At 60.9% G+C, this 16,459-nt stretch carries 21 protein-coding genes; 11 read left to right on the top strand and 10 right to left on the bottom strand.

Features of this window, described 5'->3' with window-relative positions; genetic code table 11:
* Positions 1 to 7: 7 nt before the first annotated feature.
* Genes cobA through IPI56_01555 form a run of 6 tightly spaced genes read right to left on the bottom strand, consistent with a single transcriptional unit; the run spans position 8 to position 6,034 of the window.
* The gene (cobA, locus tag IPI56_01580; protein MBK7544433.1) at positions 8 to 1,552 is read right to left on the bottom strand and encodes a uroporphyrinogen-III C-methyltransferase; all 1,545 of its coding nucleotides are present in this window, start codon (positions 1,550 to 1,552) and stop codon (positions 8 to 10) included.
* A complete protein-coding gene (locus IPI56_01575) occupies positions 1,549 to 2,484 on the bottom strand; it encodes a magnesium transporter CorA family protein (GenBank protein MBK7544432.1) in 936 nt (311 codons plus the stop codon). The genes cobA and IPI56_01575 overlap by 4 nt, the downstream gene beginning before the upstream one ends.
* A gap of 8 nt (positions 2,485 to 2,492) precedes the next feature.
* The gene (gene hemC / locus IPI56_01570; GenBank protein ID MBK7544431.1) at positions 2,493 to 3,413 is read right to left on the bottom strand and encodes a hydroxymethylbilane synthase; all 921 of its coding nucleotides are present in this window, start codon (positions 3,411 to 3,413) and stop codon (positions 2,493 to 2,495) included.
* Positions 3,410 to 4,492: a glutamyl-tRNA reductase gene (locus IPI56_01565; protein MBK7544430.1), complete on the bottom strand. Its 1,083-nt coding sequence runs from the start codon at positions 4,490 to 4,492 to the stop codon at positions 3,410 to 3,412. Before IPI56_01565 ends, hemC begins: the two co-directional genes overlap by 4 nt.
* On the bottom strand, positions 4,489 to 5,403 hold the full coding sequence (gene ccsA, locus IPI56_01560; GenBank protein ID MBK7544429.1) for a cytochrome c biogenesis protein CcsA: 915 nt from the start codon (positions 5,401 to 5,403) through the stop codon (positions 4,489 to 4,491). Before ccsA ends, IPI56_01565 begins: the two co-directional genes overlap by 4 nt.
* Complete coding sequence (locus IPI56_01555) at positions 5,390 to 6,034, bottom strand: bifunctional precorrin-2 dehydrogenase/sirohydrochlorin ferrochelatase (protein ID MBK7544428.1); 645 nt, start codon at positions 6,032 to 6,034, stop codon at positions 5,390 to 5,392. The genes ccsA and IPI56_01555 overlap by 14 nt, the downstream gene beginning before the upstream one ends.
* 54 nt (positions 6,035 to 6,088) lie before the next feature.
* Here IPI56_01555 and IPI56_01550 point away from each other — a divergent pair, with 54 nt between their 5' ends.
* Both IPI56_01550 and IPI56_01545 read left to right on the top strand, forming a co-directional pair.
* On the top strand, positions 6,089 to 6,508 hold the full coding sequence (locus IPI56_01550; GenBank protein ID MBK7544427.1) for a MazG family protein: 420 nt from the start codon (positions 6,089 to 6,091) through the stop codon (positions 6,506 to 6,508).
* Complete coding sequence (locus tag IPI56_01545; GenBank protein ID MBK7544426.1) at positions 6,472 to 7,212, top strand: HAD-IA family hydrolase; 741 nt, start codon at positions 6,472 to 6,474, stop codon at positions 7,210 to 7,212. Before IPI56_01550 ends, IPI56_01545 begins: the two co-directional genes overlap by 37 nt.
* On the opposite strand, the gene IPI56_01540 is transcribed toward IPI56_01545, so the two are convergent.
* Positions 7,171 to 7,842, bottom strand: a complete 672-nt coding sequence (locus tag IPI56_01540; GenBank protein MBK7544425.1) for a lipoate--protein ligase family protein — start codon at positions 7,840 to 7,842, stop codon at positions 7,171 to 7,173. The two genes, IPI56_01545 and IPI56_01540, sit on opposite strands and share 42 nt — an antisense overlap.
* A gap of 177 nt (positions 7,843 to 8,019) precedes the next feature.
* Between IPI56_01540 and IPI56_01535 the strand changes: the two genes are divergently transcribed.
* The 9 genes from IPI56_01535 to IPI56_01495 all read left to right on the top strand — a co-directional run bounded on the left by IPI56_01535 (position 8,020) and on the right by IPI56_01495 (position 13,304).
* Positions 8,020 to 8,331 (top strand): hypothetical protein, encoded by a 312-nt coding sequence (locus tag IPI56_01535; GenBank protein MBK7544424.1) that lies wholly within the window; start codon positions 8,020 to 8,022, stop codon positions 8,329 to 8,331.
* Positions 8,332 to 8,398: 67 nt separating this feature from the next.
* On the top strand, positions 8,399 to 8,734 hold the full coding sequence (locus IPI56_01530; GenBank protein ID MBK7544423.1) for a hypothetical protein: 336 nt from the start codon (positions 8,399 to 8,401) through the stop codon (positions 8,732 to 8,734).
* Positions 8,735 to 9,433: 699 nt separating this feature from the next.
* Entirely contained in the window at positions 9,434 to 9,979 is a 546-nt protein-coding gene (locus tag IPI56_01525) for a hypothetical protein (protein MBK7544422.1), read from the top strand.
* 371 nt (positions 9,980 to 10,350) lie between these two features.
* Positions 10,351 to 11,061, top strand: coding sequence for a HEAT repeat domain-containing protein (locus IPI56_01520; GenBank protein ID MBK7544421.1), 711 nt, complete (start codon positions 10,351 to 10,353; stop codon positions 11,059 to 11,061).
* Between the two features lie 508 nt (positions 11,062 to 11,569).
* The gene (locus IPI56_01515; protein MBK7544420.1) at positions 11,570 to 11,929 is read left to right on the top strand and encodes a hypothetical protein; all 360 of its coding nucleotides are present in this window, start codon (positions 11,570 to 11,572) and stop codon (positions 11,927 to 11,929) included.
* 57 nt (positions 11,930 to 11,986) lie between these two features.
* A complete protein-coding gene (locus tag IPI56_01510) occupies positions 11,987 to 12,352 on the top strand; it encodes a cupin domain-containing protein (GenBank protein ID MBK7544419.1) in 366 nt (121 codons plus the stop codon).
* A gap of 9 nt (positions 12,353 to 12,361) precedes the next feature.
* Positions 12,362 to 12,682 (top strand): hypothetical protein, encoded by a 321-nt coding sequence (locus IPI56_01505; GenBank protein ID MBK7544418.1) that lies wholly within the window; start codon positions 12,362 to 12,364, stop codon positions 12,680 to 12,682.
* Between the two features lie 9 nt (positions 12,683 to 12,691).
* Positions 12,692 to 12,919: a hypothetical protein gene (locus IPI56_01500; protein MBK7544417.1), complete on the top strand. Its 228-nt coding sequence runs from the start codon at positions 12,692 to 12,694 to the stop codon at positions 12,917 to 12,919.
* Positions 12,920 to 12,923: 4 nt separating this feature from the next.
* Positions 12,924 to 13,304, top strand: a complete 381-nt coding sequence (locus IPI56_01495) for a sulfite exporter TauE/SafE family protein (protein MBK7544416.1) — start codon at positions 12,924 to 12,926, stop codon at positions 13,302 to 13,304.
* On the opposite strand, the gene gcvPB is transcribed toward IPI56_01495, so the two are convergent.
* The 3 genes from gcvPB to gcvH are packed head-to-tail and all read right to left on the bottom strand — an operon-like array spanning position 13,283 to position 16,456.
* Complete coding sequence (gcvPB, locus tag IPI56_01490; protein MBK7544415.1) at positions 13,283 to 14,749, bottom strand: aminomethyl-transferring glycine dehydrogenase subunit GcvPB; 1,467 nt, start codon at positions 14,747 to 14,749, stop codon at positions 13,283 to 13,285. The genes IPI56_01495 and gcvPB overlap by 22 nt on opposite strands.
* Positions 14,746 to 16,074 carry an aminomethyl-transferring glycine dehydrogenase subunit GcvPA gene (gene gcvPA, locus IPI56_01485; protein MBK7544414.1) on the bottom strand — a complete coding sequence of 443 codons (1,329 nt, stop codon included), beginning with the start codon at positions 16,072 to 16,074 and terminating at the stop codon, positions 14,746 to 14,748. The genes gcvPB and gcvPA overlap by 4 nt, the downstream gene beginning before the upstream one ends.
* 4 nt (positions 16,075 to 16,078) lie before the next feature.
* Positions 16,079 to 16,456 carry a glycine cleavage system protein GcvH gene (gene gcvH / locus IPI56_01480; protein ID MBK7544413.1) on the bottom strand — a complete coding sequence of 126 codons (378 nt, stop codon included), beginning with the start codon at positions 16,454 to 16,456 and terminating at the stop codon, positions 16,079 to 16,081.
* Between the last annotated feature and the right edge of the window lie 3 nt (positions 16,457 to 16,459).

Raw genomic sequence — 16,459 nt, 5'->3', positions numbered from 1 at the left:
ACCGAGGTCATCGCTGGGCCCAGGCCTTTTCCAGGGCGTCCACCATGGACTCCACGGTGGCGCCCCGCGCTTCCACGAGGCCCCGGCCCGCCCCGTGGGCGCGCAGGGTTTTCGAAGTGAGGGGCCCGATGGACAGGGCCCGCGTCCCTTTGAATATTTTTCGCCGCGCCGCCGGCGAAATCGCCCCCAGCACCGCCTCGACGGTGGAGGACGAGGTGAAAGCCGCCGCGTCGAAACGCCCCGACAACAGATCCCGCCGCACGGGCCGGGGCGGGGCCAGGGGGGTCGTGCGGTACACGGGCCAGAGGGTCACGGTCGCCCCGGCCTTTTCCAAAAAGCGGATCAAGACGTCGCGGCCCGATTCGGCCCGGGGGAAAAGGAACTTTTTTCCGCGCAGGGGCTTTTTCAAGATGCGCGCGAGCCCCTCGGCGTTGTACTCTCCCGCGACGCCCGTCACGGGGATCCCCGCCGCCGCCATCGCGTCGGCGGTTTTGGGGCCCACGGCGTAAGCCCGGGCGCGCGGGGGCCAGCCCGCGGGCAGATGGGGGCGGGCGTGGCGGACGGCGTTGACGCTCGTGAACAGCGCGCCGTCGAAATCGAAAGCCCGCAGGGCTTTGCGTACAGCGAACGAGGGCTTCAAGGGGTCGATGCGGATGGCCGGGCACTCCACCACACGGGCGCCCCGCTCTTCCAACAGGGACGTCAACGGGCCGGCCTGTTCGGCCGGTCGCGCCACGAGAATCTTTTTGCCAACGAGCGGCCGGCGCGAAAACCAATCCAGCTTGGGGCCCAGGCCCGCCACCCGGCCGAACACCAAGAGCCCCGGGGGCGACAGCCGCGCGCGCCGCAGGGCCGCGCCGAATTCCGCCAAGGGGGCCCGGACCGTCTTTTGTTCCGGCAACGTGCCCGAGGCCACGGCCAGGGAGGGCGTGTCCGGCGCCCAACCGGCGCGAAGCAGATCGGCGGCGATGGTCGCGGCGTTTTTCAAACCCATCAAGACCACCAGGGTCCCGTCGCGCGGCAGGGCCTTCCAATCCACGGCGGGTCGCGCGGGCCGGGAGGCGGACTCCCTCCAATACCGGTTGGGCGCTTGGCCGTGGCCGGTCACGACGGTGACGGTGGAGGTGAAGTCCCGGTGGGTCAGGGGCACCCCGGCGTGGGCCGGGACGGCCGTCACGGAGGACACCCCGGGCACGATTTCAAAGGGAACGCCCGCCGCGGCCAGGGCCTCGGCCTCTTCCCCCCCGCGGCCGAAGAGGCAGGGGTCCCCGCCTTTCAAGCGCACGACGTTTTTCCCCGCGCGCGCCAGACGCACCAAAAGACGATTGATGGCGGGTTGGCCCATGAGCGCGCGGCCGTGGCCGCGCTTGCCCGCGTCCACGACACGGACGCCGGGTCGGCCATGGCGCAACAGCGCGCGGTCGACCAAGGCGTCCAACACCACGACATCGGCCCGGGTCAACAGCGCCGCGCCGCGCAAGGTCAAAAGGTCCGGCCGTCCGGGCCCCCCGCCCACCAGCGACACCCTGCCGACGGACGGACGTTGAGTCATTTGTGTTTTTTGTGGAGGGTTTTAATGAAGTAGTTCCACCACATCAACACCCCGACGCCCGAAATGACCGCCAGCGCCACGATGAACCAAAAAGCCAATTCGTGTTTCTCGAGCGGTATGGTGACGTTCATGGAAAAAACGCTGACGATGAGCGTGGGGATCATGATGACGATGGTCATGAGGTTCAAGGTCTTCATCAAAATATTCAAGTTGTTGCTCACGATCGAGGCCCGCGCGTCCATCAGGCTGGCCAAGATGTTGGAATAGATTTCCGATTGGCGGTAACACTGCGTGTTTTCAATGATGACGTCTTCCAGAAATTCCACGAGGTGGGGCGAAAAGTTCAGCCGACCGGCGCTGTTTTTGAGGCGCGTCAACACGGCGTCGTTCCCGGCGATGGCGTTCAAATAATAAACGAGGGATTTCTCCAGGCTGAACAAATTGAGCAGGTGTTTGTTTTCCATGGAGGAGTTGATTTTCTTCTCGATGTCGTCGGCGATCATGTTGATCACCTTCAAGTGCTCGAGGAAATGGCCGATGGCCCGGTTGAGCACCCGCAAAAGCACGTCGGACACCGAATCGATGGCGTTGAAGCCCTTGCCGCTCAACAGGGGGACGTCGTCCACCGTCACGATGACCAACCGCTTTTCAAACAGGAACAGGCCGAGGGAGCCGATTTTAAAAAGGAACTTGTCCTTTTCCGAGTAATTCTTGGGCCGGTTGAAAATCATCGCCGTGTGGTCGGGTTCGTACTCGAGGCGGGCGGGTTCGTCGGGGTCGAGCGCGGAGTGCAGGGTGTGCTCGTCGATCTTCAGTTCCGCCAGCAGGGATTTTTGCTCCTCTTCCGTGGGCGCGGTGATGAGCCACACCGGGCTCTCGGGCCCGCCCCCCTCTTGAAGTTTTCGGTCCACAATCGAGAAATATCGTTTCATAGTCGATCCTATTTGGCCAACGTTTCAATAATCGCCAGGGCGCCCCGTTCAATCAATTCCCGGGCCAGTTCCGCCCCCAGGGCGCCGGCCCGCGCCGGGTCGCCCTCCCGGCGGCCGCGCACCGATTCGCGCCCGTCCACCGAAATCACCAGGCCGTCCAACACCAGGCGGCCGTTCTCCTCGCGGGCGTGGGCGCCGTAGGGCACACGACAGCCGCCCCCCAGCCCCGCCAAGAACGAACGCTCGGCCCGCGCCGCGCGCTCGGCGGCGGGGTCGTTCAACCGCGCCACCCAGGGGAGCGCCCGCTCGTCGTCGCGCCGGGTTTCGATGGTCACAAAGCCCTGCCCCGGGGCCGGCAACATGATGTCGAGGGGAATCACCTCCGACACTTCCTCCGCGCGGCCCAGGCGCCGCACGCCCGCGTAGGCCACCACGGCGGCGTCCACGTCGCCCCGCGAGACCTTGGCGAGGCGGGTGTCGAGGTTGCCGCGCAGGTCTTCCACGCGCAGACCCTTTTTGGCCGCGCGGATTTGCGCCTGCCGCCGCAGGGAACTCGTGCCCACCACGGCCCCGCGCGGCAACTCCAACAGTTGCTCGCCGAAGCGCGAGACCAGGCAATCGCGCGGGTCCTCGCGCTCCAAAACCGCCGACAGCGCCAAGCCGGGAGCCAAATCCGTGGGCACGTCCTTCAGCGAATGAACGGCCAAATCCACGCGCCCGTCCAACAACGCCTCCTCGATCTCCTTGATGAACACGCCCTTGCCGCCGATGGCGCCGAGGGCGCTTTCGGACATTTTGTCGCCGGTGGTCTTGATGATCAGCAAATCCACCGCCACTTCCGGCGAAAGGGCCTCGAGCCGGGCTTTGACGTGGTTCGATTGGGCCAGTGCCAGAGCGCTGCCCCGGGTGCCGATGCGCAGGCGCGTCATCCGTTGGCCTCCATTTCGGCGGTCGCCATGTCGCGGTCGCCGTGACGCAGGGCCGCGCGGACGCCGGCCCGCCAGGATTCGTACCAGGGCGCGAATTCCCCGGCCTTGACGTCGGCCAAACTCCCCGCCCGAAGGATTTCCGTTTCCCGGCGGCCGCGGCTCTCGGCCACCAGGCCCTCCAAATCGTCGACGTTGTACAGGTACACGTTGTCCAGGGCGTCCACGGCGGGGTCGACGTCGCGGGGCACCGCGATGTCGATGAAAAAGAGCGACCGGCCCCGCCGCTCGTGGAGGGCCGCGGCCACCTGCGGCTCGCGGAAAATGAATTCGGGCGAGCCCGTCGAGCACAGCACGATGTCGGCGCGGGCGAGCTCCTTGCTTAAGTCGGCGAAGAGCGCCGCGCGGGCCCCGATGGCCTGGGCCAGGGCCGCGGCTTTTTCCGCCGTGCGGTTGGCGACAACGAGTTCCGCCACCTTTTGGCTTTTGAGCGCCCGCAGGGCCAGTTCGGCCATGGCGCCCGCGCCCACCACCAACGCCCGGCAAGCGGCGAGGTCGCCGAATATCCTCTCGGCGAGCGACACGGCCAGGCTGGGCACCGACGTCGGCCCTTCGGAAATTTTGGTTTGGGTGCGCACGGCCTTGCCCACGTACATCGCCCGCTGGAACAGCACATTCGTCAGCTTGCCCGTGGCGCCGGCCTGTTTCGCCAAATCGTAGGCGCGCCTCACCTGGCCCAATATCTCCGCTTCGCCGATCACCAGCGAGTCGAGCCCGGCGGCGACGCGGAACAGGTGCCGCACGGCCGCGTCATCGTCGTGCTGGTAAAAGGTTTCGGCCAGGCGGGGGTCGCTGTGCCACTGGGCCACTTCGCCGCGCAACCGGACGGCGTCGTCGGCTTCGGTCACGGCGTACACCTCGACCCGGTTGCAGGTCGAGAGGACCACCGCCTCCTCCACCGCCGCGCGGGCGCGCAAACGTTCCACGAGGGCCGGCAGGCGGTCGTCGGGCACGGCCAACCGTTCGCGCCATTCCACCGGCGCGGTGCGGTGCGACACCCCCACCAGGCGCAGGCGTTTCATCCGAGCTTTCCCGTGACGAAACCGTGGAATTTGGAAAAGAAATTGGCCGCGGTGTAGCTGAACAGCACCAGCCCGAACCCCGCCAGCGACAGGTACGCCGTGCGGCGGCCTCGCCAGCCCAGGCCGTAGCGGACCGCCAAATAAAAGCCGTACACGGCCCATATGGCGACGGACCACAGCACCTTCGCGTCCCAGGCCCAGGTCGTGCCGTAGGCGAGCCGCGCCCAACGCAGGCCCAGCAGCAGACCCACCGTCAACGCCGGGAAGGCCGCCGCCACCAGCCGCGCGATGATGCGGTCCATTTCTTCCAAAGGGGGCAACCGGTACGACAGCGCGTTGGGGCGCTTGGATTTGATCTGCCGCTCGCCGATGACGAAGGCCAACCCGATGCCGAAGGCGTTGGCGAAAGCGGCGTAGCTGAAGAAAATAAGAGGCACATGCACAAAGGCGCCGAAGGTCACCGGCAGGTCGGGCAGGCGGCGGGTGGCGTTCAGGATATTGAGCAAATCTTCGACCGAAGCGAAGGGGCATCGCGGGCTCGCCAAAAACGCCTGGGCGAGCCCCACGCCCATCAAGACCACCGCCCAGGGCAAAACGAACGCCCCGAGAATCGCCAACCGCGCCCGGGTTTGCACGGCCAGGAACACCCCGACGATAAGCAGGGAGAACAGCGACAGGCTTTCGAACCAATTGCTCCAGAACCCGAAGGCCACGTGACCCGGCCGGTGCGCCTCGACCCACAGGCCCAGCCCCAGGCTGACGGTGTGGACGGCGGCCGAAGCGATCAGGATTCGGTGCCCCCGCCCGCTGTGGCGGTCGTCACGGCTCCGAACGTAAACGAGGTACAAAATCGTCGCCGCCAGGTAGCCGATGAAAGCGAAATCGAACAACAGCGCTTCAAGCTTTTGCACGCACGCTCCGATCCAACAATGCCGCCGCCCGCCGTCGAAACGCCGCCGCGGCGCGGGGGCCCTCTTTTTTAAATCGCGACACCCAGCGGTCGTTGACCAACCCGGCCAACGCCGCCCGCCGTTCCGCCATGGGCACGGCGAGCAGCCGGGGCCGCAGTTTCTTCAATTCGTTCACCAGGCGCCCCACTTCGGGGCCGAACCGCCGCCGCAACGCGGCACCCAAATATTTCGCCACGGCCGGGCTGGCCCCGCCCGTGGACACCGCGAAGGTCACGGGCCCGCGCCGCGTCACCGACGGCACGATAAAATCGCACAACGGGGGGCGGTCCACCACGTTGACCCAAATCCGCCGCTGTCGGCACAGGGCCGCCACGCGGGCGTGCAGGGCTTCGTCGTCCGTCGCGGCCACCACCAGCCAAGGCTGCCCCGCCAAATCCCCGGGGCGGAACCCGCGCCGCACCACCCGCACCCCGCGCAAGCGCGCAAAATCGGGCTTGACCCGTGGCGCCACCACCGTCACCCGCGCGCCCAATTCCACAAACGCCCGGGTTTTGTGCAGGGCCAGCACGCCGCCCCCGATCACCAAGCAATCTTTGTGGGAGAGATCCAGAAAGGCGGGGTAAAAGGCCATGAAGGTGCCGTCCGGAAATTCTACCAAAAGGCAAACTGATAAAATGGGGCCCTTATGAAAAAGAACTATGGCTTTAAAGACCTGGTGGCGCTGATGGCCCGCCTGCGGGGCCCCGGGGGCTGCCCCTGGGACCGCAAACAGACCCACAAAAGTCTGCTCAAATACCTGCGGGAGGAATCCCGCGAAGTGGCCGACGCCATTAATAAGGGCGACCCCGACGATGTTTGCGAAGAACTGGGGGACCTGCTGCTCCAAATCCTTTTCCACGCCCAGATCGCGGCTGAAAAACGCCGTTTCACCCTGGCCGACGTGGTGGATGGCCTGGCCAAAAAACTGGTCCGCCGCCACCCCCATGTCTTCGGCGGCCTGAAGCTCAAGACCGCCGCCGACGTCGTGGCGAACTGGGACGACATCAAGAAAAAGGAAAAAGAATTGCGATGGAAAGAAAAACAGGCCGCCCGACGGCGCGCGTAAGGCCGCCGTCGTCTTATCGGGCGGTCTTTTTCGACGCCGGCAACACCCTGCTCCGGGCGTACCCCTCGGTGGGACACATCTACACCCGCGTGGCGCGCAAACACGGCGTGCGCCCCCGGGTCAAAGAGGTGGAGGCCAGCTTCCTGGAAGCCTGGAAAACCCGCCACGGGGTGGAGTATTTGAAAAGCGACCGGGCCGAAAAAGCCTGGTGGCAAAAAATGGTCCAGCGCGTCATGGGGCGCCACTTCCCAGCGGCCATCAAGTTCCGGCGGTATTTCGAGGATCTCTACAGCCAGTTCGCCCACCCCGCCCATTGGCGCTACTTTGACGACGCTCTGCCCACCCTGCGCGCCCTGCGGGAGAAGGGGTACCGCGTGGGCGTGGTGTCCAACTGGGACACCCGGCTGGTCACCTTGGCCGAGCGGATGGGGCTGACGAAAGAAGTGGAGTTTTTGCTGGTGTCGTCGATTGAGGGGATGGTCAAGCCCGACCGGCGGCTGTTCCAAAAGGCGCTCAAACACGCCGACGTGCGCCCCCACGAGGCCGTGCACGTGGGCGACAGCCTGCACGAGGACTACCACGGCGCCGTCAACGCGGGCCTCGCGGCGCTCCTGCTCGACCGTCACGACGCCGCCCCGAAGGGCGTGCGCGCGGTCAAGTCATTAACGGAAGTTTTGGACTTCGTCGTCCCGAAACAGAAATAACCGGCCCAGGGCGGCCACCGCCCGGCGCAACACACGGTTCGGGTCCGCTCTCAGGGTGGCGGTTTGAATGTCCCCTTGATAGAGCCGCCCCCCGGCGGCCACGCGCAGGGCCCCGCCGATCACTTTTTTCCCCTCCCACATGACGTCGGCCTCCACGGGCTCCACAAAACATTGTCCCGGCAGGCGCTGGGGCGTGGGCTGATAGAGGGACACGGCGTAGCCCTCGGCAATTAAACCTTCGGCCAGAGCTTCATGAACGACTCGATAGACGTTTTTGATGCAGGTGGGAAACCCCGCCGCTCCCCGCCGCCAGGCGATGGATAAACTCAAATCGTTGTCGTGCAACACCATCCCCCCGCCCGTGGGACGGCGGACCAGAACTTTCACCCCCACCGACGCGGCAAAAACGCGGGCGTCGTCTTCTTTCTGCGTTCGGCCAAAACTGACAGTGGGTTCCTTCCAACGGAAGAATCGGACCACCGGCGCCGTCGCATGGGGCGCGGCGTCTAACAGAGCTTGGTCCTTGGCCATGCTCTCCGCCCCGGGCAGAGGCCCGTCCATCATCAACCGAGCCGGGGTGGGCGTTTTAAAGCCAAGGGAGCAGGCCACAACGCTTTTTGGAGCAGGCATAAAACAAATTTTATCCTTTCCCTATACCGAAACCCACCGAAAAAACGCGTCGTTTTTGGGGATACTTTTAATATCTTGCGAAATCCCCGGGATGGGGTAAAATTAGACTGTCCGACTTAAATCTACGAGACTGATCATCAATGTATAAATGCAAGGCAAGGGGCAGAGGCATGCTAATTGAATAATTCCGATTATCTGAAGCGCCAAGACGCCGTGGGTCATCTCAAGGTTATGGAATTGCTCAGGAAGTGGGACCCCATTGGCGTGATAAGCGAAGCCAATCAAGATGAGTACGACATGTACTCCTATAATATTGTGAGAATGCTCGACTCAGGTATAACTGCCATCGAACTAGCTGAACACCTCAGCAAAATACAGTTGGAACGTATGGGACTAAAACCAAAGGGCGCACGGGATTTATCTATTGCGGAAGAACTCGTTGATTTTTGGAAAAATGGAAATCCACTTAACTCGACGTTCTCATCTTAACTCGACGTTCTCATCGAATGACCACACAGCCGTTCGCCGCTGCATTTTAACATTGGGTTGCTAATAAATGCCCATTTACGTCTATAAAGATTCACTCTCAGACGCGGAGCGCGAATTCGTTGAGGTTCAACTTAAACGATTGGCCTCGCTGTCTTTTCAGGAACTATGCGCAATTCCGGAAAGCTTAGGAATATCTGTCCCAGAGGATTTGGCCCCTTTCACGGCACATATTATTCGCGAGCCCATTCGAGAGGGTTTAGTTCGGGTCATAGTTCAGGGTTTCCGCAAAAATAAAAAATTTTTCTTCATCCAATTCGCGGCGGTTGAAGCCGGGGGATTCTCAAAAGACCAGTTGGGAACATTCAAAGAGTTAGAGCCACAAGATCTCTATGGCTATACGTAATGCACCAAAAAGTCGTTGCGGTCGACACCCACCGCCCGCTTGTCGGACACTGTCCGCAGCTGAATCCATGCGTTAGACCGGGAGAATTGATGACCATTCGGGACAAAATCGCGGCGGCGAAGTTCAAACTGGTGGCTCTGACTTATTCTGGTTTTGCCATTTTCGCTAGCGGAATGCTATTCGGGACAAAATTCAGGATCGCAAATATTATCGGTATATGTGGCTTTGCAATTGCCTTTATCTCCATTTTCTTGCTCCTATATCATCTTAGGTGTCTAAGATGTGGGGGCAATCTTGGGCTTATAGTTTCACAAAACCTCAACCCTTTTAAGGTTTCCCCGGCTATCAAGTTTTGTCCATATTGTGGAATTGAATTTGATTCACAACCGACCTAACAAGCTATTGCAGCCGACGGCGCACACAGCGCGCCGTAGCTGAACTCTATGATAGTCCCAATCGAGGAGTATATGGCCAGGAGCTTCCACGCAACGAAAAGAACTGCAATTCGAGCTTACAAAGATGGCGACCTTGCCCCAGTCAAGGAACTTGCCCTTAAGAGAGATGTAAAGCGGGAAACCAAATGGGTGACCAAGTTTTATAAAAGCAGCAAAAGCCACTCAACATCAAAACAAATAAAAAACTCAACACTGATATCCATGATCAAGCGGATAAAAAATAAGAAATCGGTTTAACCATTCGTTGCAGCGGACGCCGACAGCAGGTATGGAAGAGAAAAAATTAAAACCATTGTTCAGATCGGTTTTGATATTGGTCGCCATGCCAATTTGGTTGCCTTTGCTTGTGGCATTCACTGTTGTTGCTATTCCATTAATTCCCATCTTTATCACACTTCATAAGTTTAAAGGGTATCGGCTAAAAATCATGTTTGGGCAGAAGTGGGAAACCCATGGGAAACGAATCCTATTTGTCTATTCCGAAAGCCCAAATTGGAAACCCTATGTTGAAAAAACAATACTCCCAAAACTCGAGACTCATGTTGTCACTTTAAACTGGTCGCTTCGGAGTGAATGGAGAAAGACCATGCCGCTGGAAGCAAAAATCTTCCGTCATTGGGGCGGCGATAAAGAATTTAATCCAATTGCTATTGTATTGCCCAAGAAAGGCAAAGTTGCGGTCATCCGGTTTTGGCAAGCTTTTAAAGACGCGCGGCATGGAAAAGAGCAAACTCTAAGGAAAGCAGAGGCCGAACTCTATGGCCTATTGGAAAAAATTAATCAGGCCTAGCGATTTATTCCCGCGGCGGACCACAAATCGGTCCGCCGCGGAGGTCAGACGTTACTACTCGCACGAAACATTAAACAAGCAAAACAAAACTCTTCGCTGAATCTATTATTGAAGACTTGGTGGGTTAGTATGAAAAAGATACCTCTTAAACGCGAAGCCTTTACAGCCACGCGTATCCTACGGGGAAAAATTGTTCGGGAAGTGGTGCGTCACCGAAGGAGAGAGGTCGGCATCTTTTTCACTGATGGAAGCCGGTTATTTTTCGATCAAACATTAAACGGTCTTGAATTGTCTATTACAAATTGCCCGCGCACCCACCCCGTTAATCCAAAAGATAGGCGCAGCGGCCGGACATCAAAGGCGCGACACTAATGGATCAACGTCCGAAGACATGGCAAGGCACTGCAATTCCATACAGCGCTTCGCTCGAGGAATTGAAGGCCGCAATCGACGGATCCACCCCAGAGCGGTGGGCGGCTTTTCAGGCGTTACAATCTATGCCTGGACCGGACGCACTCGAAACTCTAGCGGGCTACGCATCTTCTTCGGACCCACATGTGAGACGGGCTGCGATCGAAAGCATCGGCTCTCACCCCGACGGCTCTCACGCCGAGCCCTTGGTTTGCAATGCATTGAGGGATCCCGAGCAATTCGTGCTTCGCGCTGCATGCAACGCCGCCGCAACACTCAGGCTTTCGGGTGCGCATGAATTAGTCCAATCGCTCCTAGCCTCTTCATCCCCCGCCACGCGATGCGCGGCTATCGCTGCCTTAAATACGCTCTGGCGAATATCTGATTACACTGCAGTCCTTCAGCTGTTCACCAATGACCCTTCCGAGAATGTTCGAAAGGGCGCTGCGTGGGCGTTGCGCACCCACCCCACCAGCGAAAACTGGCGTGAGCTTTTTATAATATGGCGAAATAGCGAGTCACCACGATATCGCATTTGGTCCTGCGAATTGGCCGCCGAATTTGGTCCCGGCGAGGTCGCGCCACACCTGGAAACATTAGCCAACGATAAGAATGGGCATGTCCGCGCGGCAGCTGCGAAAGCGCTTCGTCGTATCGGTCGGGAGTGCTAGCTTGGACCACTGTTGTCCATCCTCACCGGTAATGTTCTGGATAAATAACGAATCAGGGTACGTTCTTGGCTTATTAATGAATATCAACAAATCGGGCCTACGAAATTTCTCCAAGGCCCCCCTGAATACGGAAAGTTGAATGCTTTCTGTGTTTGAAAATTGAATAAACGAAAGAAGGAACTCAAATCCAAGATGGGCGTATTTATTCAACAGTATGCAAGGAAAAAGCAGAAGCGCCAGGAACCAAACGACCGAACATATGATCGAGATGTTGAACGACGGATTAAAAAGTTGAAGCCAATGGAATTTGATGAGTTGCTGTATGAATCAGACGAGTAAGCATATCTGCTCCGCCAACCAATCATTTCAGCCCGTTTTCATTACAAAGTTCTGCCATTTTATCGAAGGAGCGCAATATCAGTCTTTGCTTCAAATCTTAGGGTCTCGCACTAAGGCTACAATCGCGCCCTGTAGGAACCTTCTTCCATGCCGAAGGGGCTCTTGATCAATGCATCTTAAAGTCCTGAAAAACAAACCCTGGACGATTGGAATATTGACGGCTATCCACGCCTTCTTCAGCGTGGGGCTGATGGTGTTCACATTCACCGCGGGCATGGATCGGTTTGACACCGGCGCGTCCCCGACCCCGATTGAAAAATCGGCCGTGTTCGTTTCAAACGTTTTGTTCTGGCCGATCGTTTATCCTTTGACGCATTGGGCGCCTTTCTTCATCAGGAAAGTGTTTGGTGGATTGTTTGGATACCTTCCGATGGTTGTTAATAGCCTCCTCTGGGGCGCCGGCGGATGGTGGCTCCTGAAACAACGGTCCAATAAGAAACGATCCCTTGCGGCGGGAACAGACAACTAACGGAGGAGCGATTTATCGATTCCGTTTGAAGGACGTTCTTGTTACTATTGATTCGCGATGGCCAAATCAACGACCCTCTATTGGAATCCCCTGGACCCCGCGCAACGGTCCAAGTGGACCCCCGTCAAAGGCTTGGAAGGCATCGCCGAAGAGGTAACCCTCAGCATCGATGAGGGCACCGGCGAATACACCCGTCTGACGCGGTTCCTCCCCGGGGCGGACACCGCGCCCTTCGGCGGCAAGACCCACCGCTACCCGGAGGAAGTGTTCATCGTGAGCGGGCGGCTGTTCGACAAATCCTTCAACCGCTGGCTGGAACCCGGCGACTACGCCAGCCGGCCGCCGGGGGAGCTCCACGGCCCCTTTAAAACCGATGTGGGTTGCGTGGTGCTGGAAGTGTCCTTTCCCAACAAATCCTCCTAGGAGACACAGATGATCATCAAGAAATTCAACGCCATGTCCGTCGCGAAGGTGAGCGGCCTGTTGTACGCCCTGCTGGGGTTGTTGCTGGGGGCTTTTTTCGCTTTGATCTCCCTGGTGGGCAGCGGCACCGCCGCCATGGCCGCCAAGTCGGGCAAGCCCCTGATGGGACTGCTGTTCGGCGTGGGGGCGGTCGTGGCCTTGCCGCTCTTTTACGGCGGCTTGGGCTTTGTGATGGGTTATTTGTTCGCCGTGCTCTACAACTGGGTGGCCCAAATGGCCGGCGGCCTGCAGATCGAAGTGGAAGACAATCCCGCCACGGATTCCATCTAGGAGCCTCCCGTGAATAGAATCCTCGCTGTGATCGCCCTGGCGGCCTTGGCGGCCTGCAAAAAGGCCCCGCCGCCGCCCCCGCCCGTTTCGTCGGAACCCCCGCCGCCCCGCAACGCGGCCGTGGCCTACGCGCAAAGCTTGGCGGAAGACGTGCAAAAGGCCAAGCGCGTCGCCGCCGCGGCCAATAAGGTGATTACCAACTCGAACAACGAAACTCAAAAGTTGATTCAAGACTGACGACGTGGAGAACACGGGCGTTTTTGTCCTGATCGGCCTGGCGGCGGGAATCGTGTCGGGATTTTTCGGCGTGGGCGGCGGCGCCATCATTGTGCCGGCGCTGGTGTATTTCGCGGGGTTCGATCAACACCGGGCCACGGGCACCAGCCTGGCGGTGCTGTTGCTCCCGGTGGGGTTGGGCGCTGTTTTCGCCTACTACCGCAATGGCAACGTGGACGTGCGCGCGGCCGCGGTCATGGCCCTGTCGCTTTTCGCGGCGGCCTGGGCCAGCGGGTTTTTGGCCAACCGCGTGAGCGGGGCGGCCTTGAAACTGTCCTTCGGGGTGTTTATGACCCTGATGGGCCTGTATATCGTGGTTTCGAGTTACGGCAAGTTGGGAAAATAACGCAGGCGCGGTTCCCGGGCGGCCTTCACCTCGTCCAACCGGCGCACGGGCGTGGTGTGCGGCGCGCCCTTCACCTTCTCCGGATCGCGTTTGCTTTCCTCGATGATGGTCCTCAAAGTGTCCACAAAAACGTCCAGCGTTTCCTTGGTTTCGTTTTCCGTCGGCTCGATCATCATGGCCTCGGGCACGATGAGCGGGAAATAAATCGTCGGCGCGTAAAACCCGTAATCCAACAACCGTTTGGCGACGTCCAGGGTTTTCACCCCCGGGCCGAAGGCCCCTTCGCCGGAAACCACCACCTCGTGCATGCAGGGTCCCGCCGGCATTTTAGGGAACAGCGGCGTCAGCTTGGCCTTTAAATAGTTGGCGGCCAGGATGGCGTTCTCGCTCATTTCGCGGAACCCTTCCACCCCCTGCAGGCGCATGTAGGCGTAGGCGCGGATCAAAACACCCACATTCCCCTGGAACCCGTGGACCCGGCCGATGGTGTGGGGGCGGTCGAATTTCCGTCGGAAAACGCCGTCCTCCTTGGCCACCCGCGGCGACGGCAAAAAGGGTTCGAGCGCTTTTTTGACGCCCACCGGGCCCGCGCCCGGGCCGCCGCCCCCGTGGGGCGTGGCGAAGGTCTTGTGCAAATTGACGTGCAGCACGTCGACGCCCACGTCGCCGGGGCGCAGAAGGCCCACCAGGGCGTTCAAGTTGGCGCCGTCCATGTACAAGAGGGCGCCGGCGTCGTGCACCTTTTTAGCGATCTCCTTCACACGGGGCTCGAACATCCCGAGCGTGCTGGGCAGGGTCATCATCACCAGGCCGACCTCGGGGGTGAGCTTGGCCGTGAGGTCGTCGACGTCCACGTGGCCTTCGGGGGTGGACTTGACCGTCACCGCCGTGAGGCCCGCCACCGCCACGCTGGCCGGGTTGGTGCCGTGGGCCGAGTCGGGGATCAACACCACGGGGCGTTTTTGGCCCCGGTGTTCGTGGTAGGCCCGCGCCACCAAAATACCCGTCAATTCGCCCTGGGCCCCCGCCGACGGCTGAAGGGTGAAGGCGTCCATCCCGCACAATTCGCAAAGCCAGCGTTCCACCTCGAACAGGATTTCCAAGATCCCCTGGCTGAGTTCGTGGGGCCGCAGGGGGTGCAGGCCCGCGAAATCGGGGATCTGCACGACGCGGTCGTTCACCTTGGGGTTGTGTTTCATGGTGCAGGACCCCAGCGGGTAGAAATTCGTGTCGATGGAAAAGTTGAGGTGGGACAGCCGCGTGAAGTGGCGCACCACCTGGGGCTCCGACACTTCCGGAAGCGCCGCCGGGGTCCGCCGCAAGAGGGCGGGCGGCACCTGGCGGGCCACGTCCGTCGTCGGGACATCGCACGCGGGCCAGGGCAGGCCGGCGCGGCCGGGCACGCTTTTTTCAAAAATCAACGGTTCGATCACGGTCTCGCTCATCGGGCGGCCTCCGCCATCAGTTCGCCGAACTGGTCAATGTCGGCCTTGGTTTTGAGTTCGGTGACGCACACCAGCAGCTGGTCCTTTCGGTCGGGGTGGTAGTACCCCAGGGCGTGGCCGGCCAACACGCGTTTCACGGCCAACTTTTCAATGATCTTTTCGGGTGGGGCGGGACAGCGCACCGTGAACTCGTTGAAGAACGGATGATCGAAAACCGGCGCGAAACCCCGTTTCGCGAGGACCTCGCGGGCGTAGTGGGCCTTCTGGAAATTGAGCTCCGCCAGCTTTTGAAAACCGCTTTTGCCCACCAGCGACAGGTAAATCGTGGACGCCAGGGCGCACAGGGCCTGGTTCGTGCAGATGTTGGAGGTCGCCTTTTCCCGGCGGATGTGTTGTTCCCGGGCCTGGAGCGTGAGCACGAAGGCGCGGCGGCCGTCTTTGTCGACGGTTTGGCCCACCACGCGGCCCGGCATTTTGCGGATCAATTCGTTGCGGCAGGCGAAGAGCCCCAGGTAGGGGCCGCCGTAGGCCAGCGGCAGACCGAGGGGCTGGCCCTCGGCCACGGCGATGTCGGCACCGTAGTCTCCCGGCGGGGTCAACAGCCCCAGGGACACCGGATAGGCCGAGGCGATCAGGAGTCCCCCCGCCTTGTGGATCTGGTCGGACAGTTCGGCGACGTGGATCTCCAGGTTGCCGAAAAAGTTGGGGGTCTGCACGAGCAGGGCCGCCGTTTGCGGGCCCAGGTGTTTGGCCAGAACGGCGGGTTCCAGCACACCGGTCGGGGTGGGCACACGCACCACGCGCGCGCCCGAGTGGGCCAAATAGGTTTCGATCACCCGGCGGGTCTGGGGGTGCACCGTGTCCGGCACCAGCACCTCGGCGCGGCCCGTGTGCTTGGCGGCCACCAGGCACGCCTCGGCCGCGGCGCTCGCCCCGTCGTACATGGAGGCGTTGGCCACGTCCATCTTGAAGAGCTCGGCGACCAGGCTTTGGAACTCGAAAATGGATTGGAGCGTGCCCTGGCTGGCCTCGGCCTGGTAGGGCGTGTAGGCCGTGGCGAACTCGCCGCGCAGGGCCAGCGCCCACACCGCGGTCGGCACGAAATGCTCGTAGGCCCCCGCGCCCAAATAGGAATGGGCCAAGTGGTCCCGGGCGGCCAGCTCTTCCATGTGGCGCACAAGTTCCATCTCGCTCAGGGAGCCGGGCAGGCGCAGCGGCGGGCGCACGAGCTCCCGCGGGAGGCCGGCGATCAGCTCATCGAACGAGGCGACCCCGGCGGCCGCGAGCATGGCCTTTTTCTGGTCGGGGGTATGGGCGACGAACATAAAGTCAGTGCGCGCCGGTTTTGACGAAAGCGGCGTACTGCTCGGCGGTCATCAGCTTTTCGCGGTCGGCGGGCGACGTCATTTGGATTTTAAAAAGCCAGCCTTTTTCGTAAGGCGATTGATTGACGATCGCCGGGTTCTTGGCCGCCTCGTCGTTGACGGCCGCGACGGCGCCGGCCACGGGAGCGTAGATGTCGAAGGCGGCCTTGACCGACTCCACCACGGCGCAGGCCTCCGCGGCCTTCACGGCACGGCCCACCCTGGGCGGCTCGACGAAAACGACGTCCGTGATCTCGTGTTGGGCGTGATCGGAAATGCCGACGGTGCCGTCGGCGGCGATCCATTCGTGGCTTTTGGTGTAACGAAGCGTTTTCGGATCCATGGG

Source organism: Elusimicrobiota bacterium, from assembly GCA_016706425.1.
In the GTDB taxonomy this organism is placed as follows: Bacteria; Elusimicrobiota; Elusimicrobia; order FEN-1173; family FEN-1173; genus JADJJR01.
This window is presented reverse-complemented; position numbering and strand designations above follow the sequence as displayed.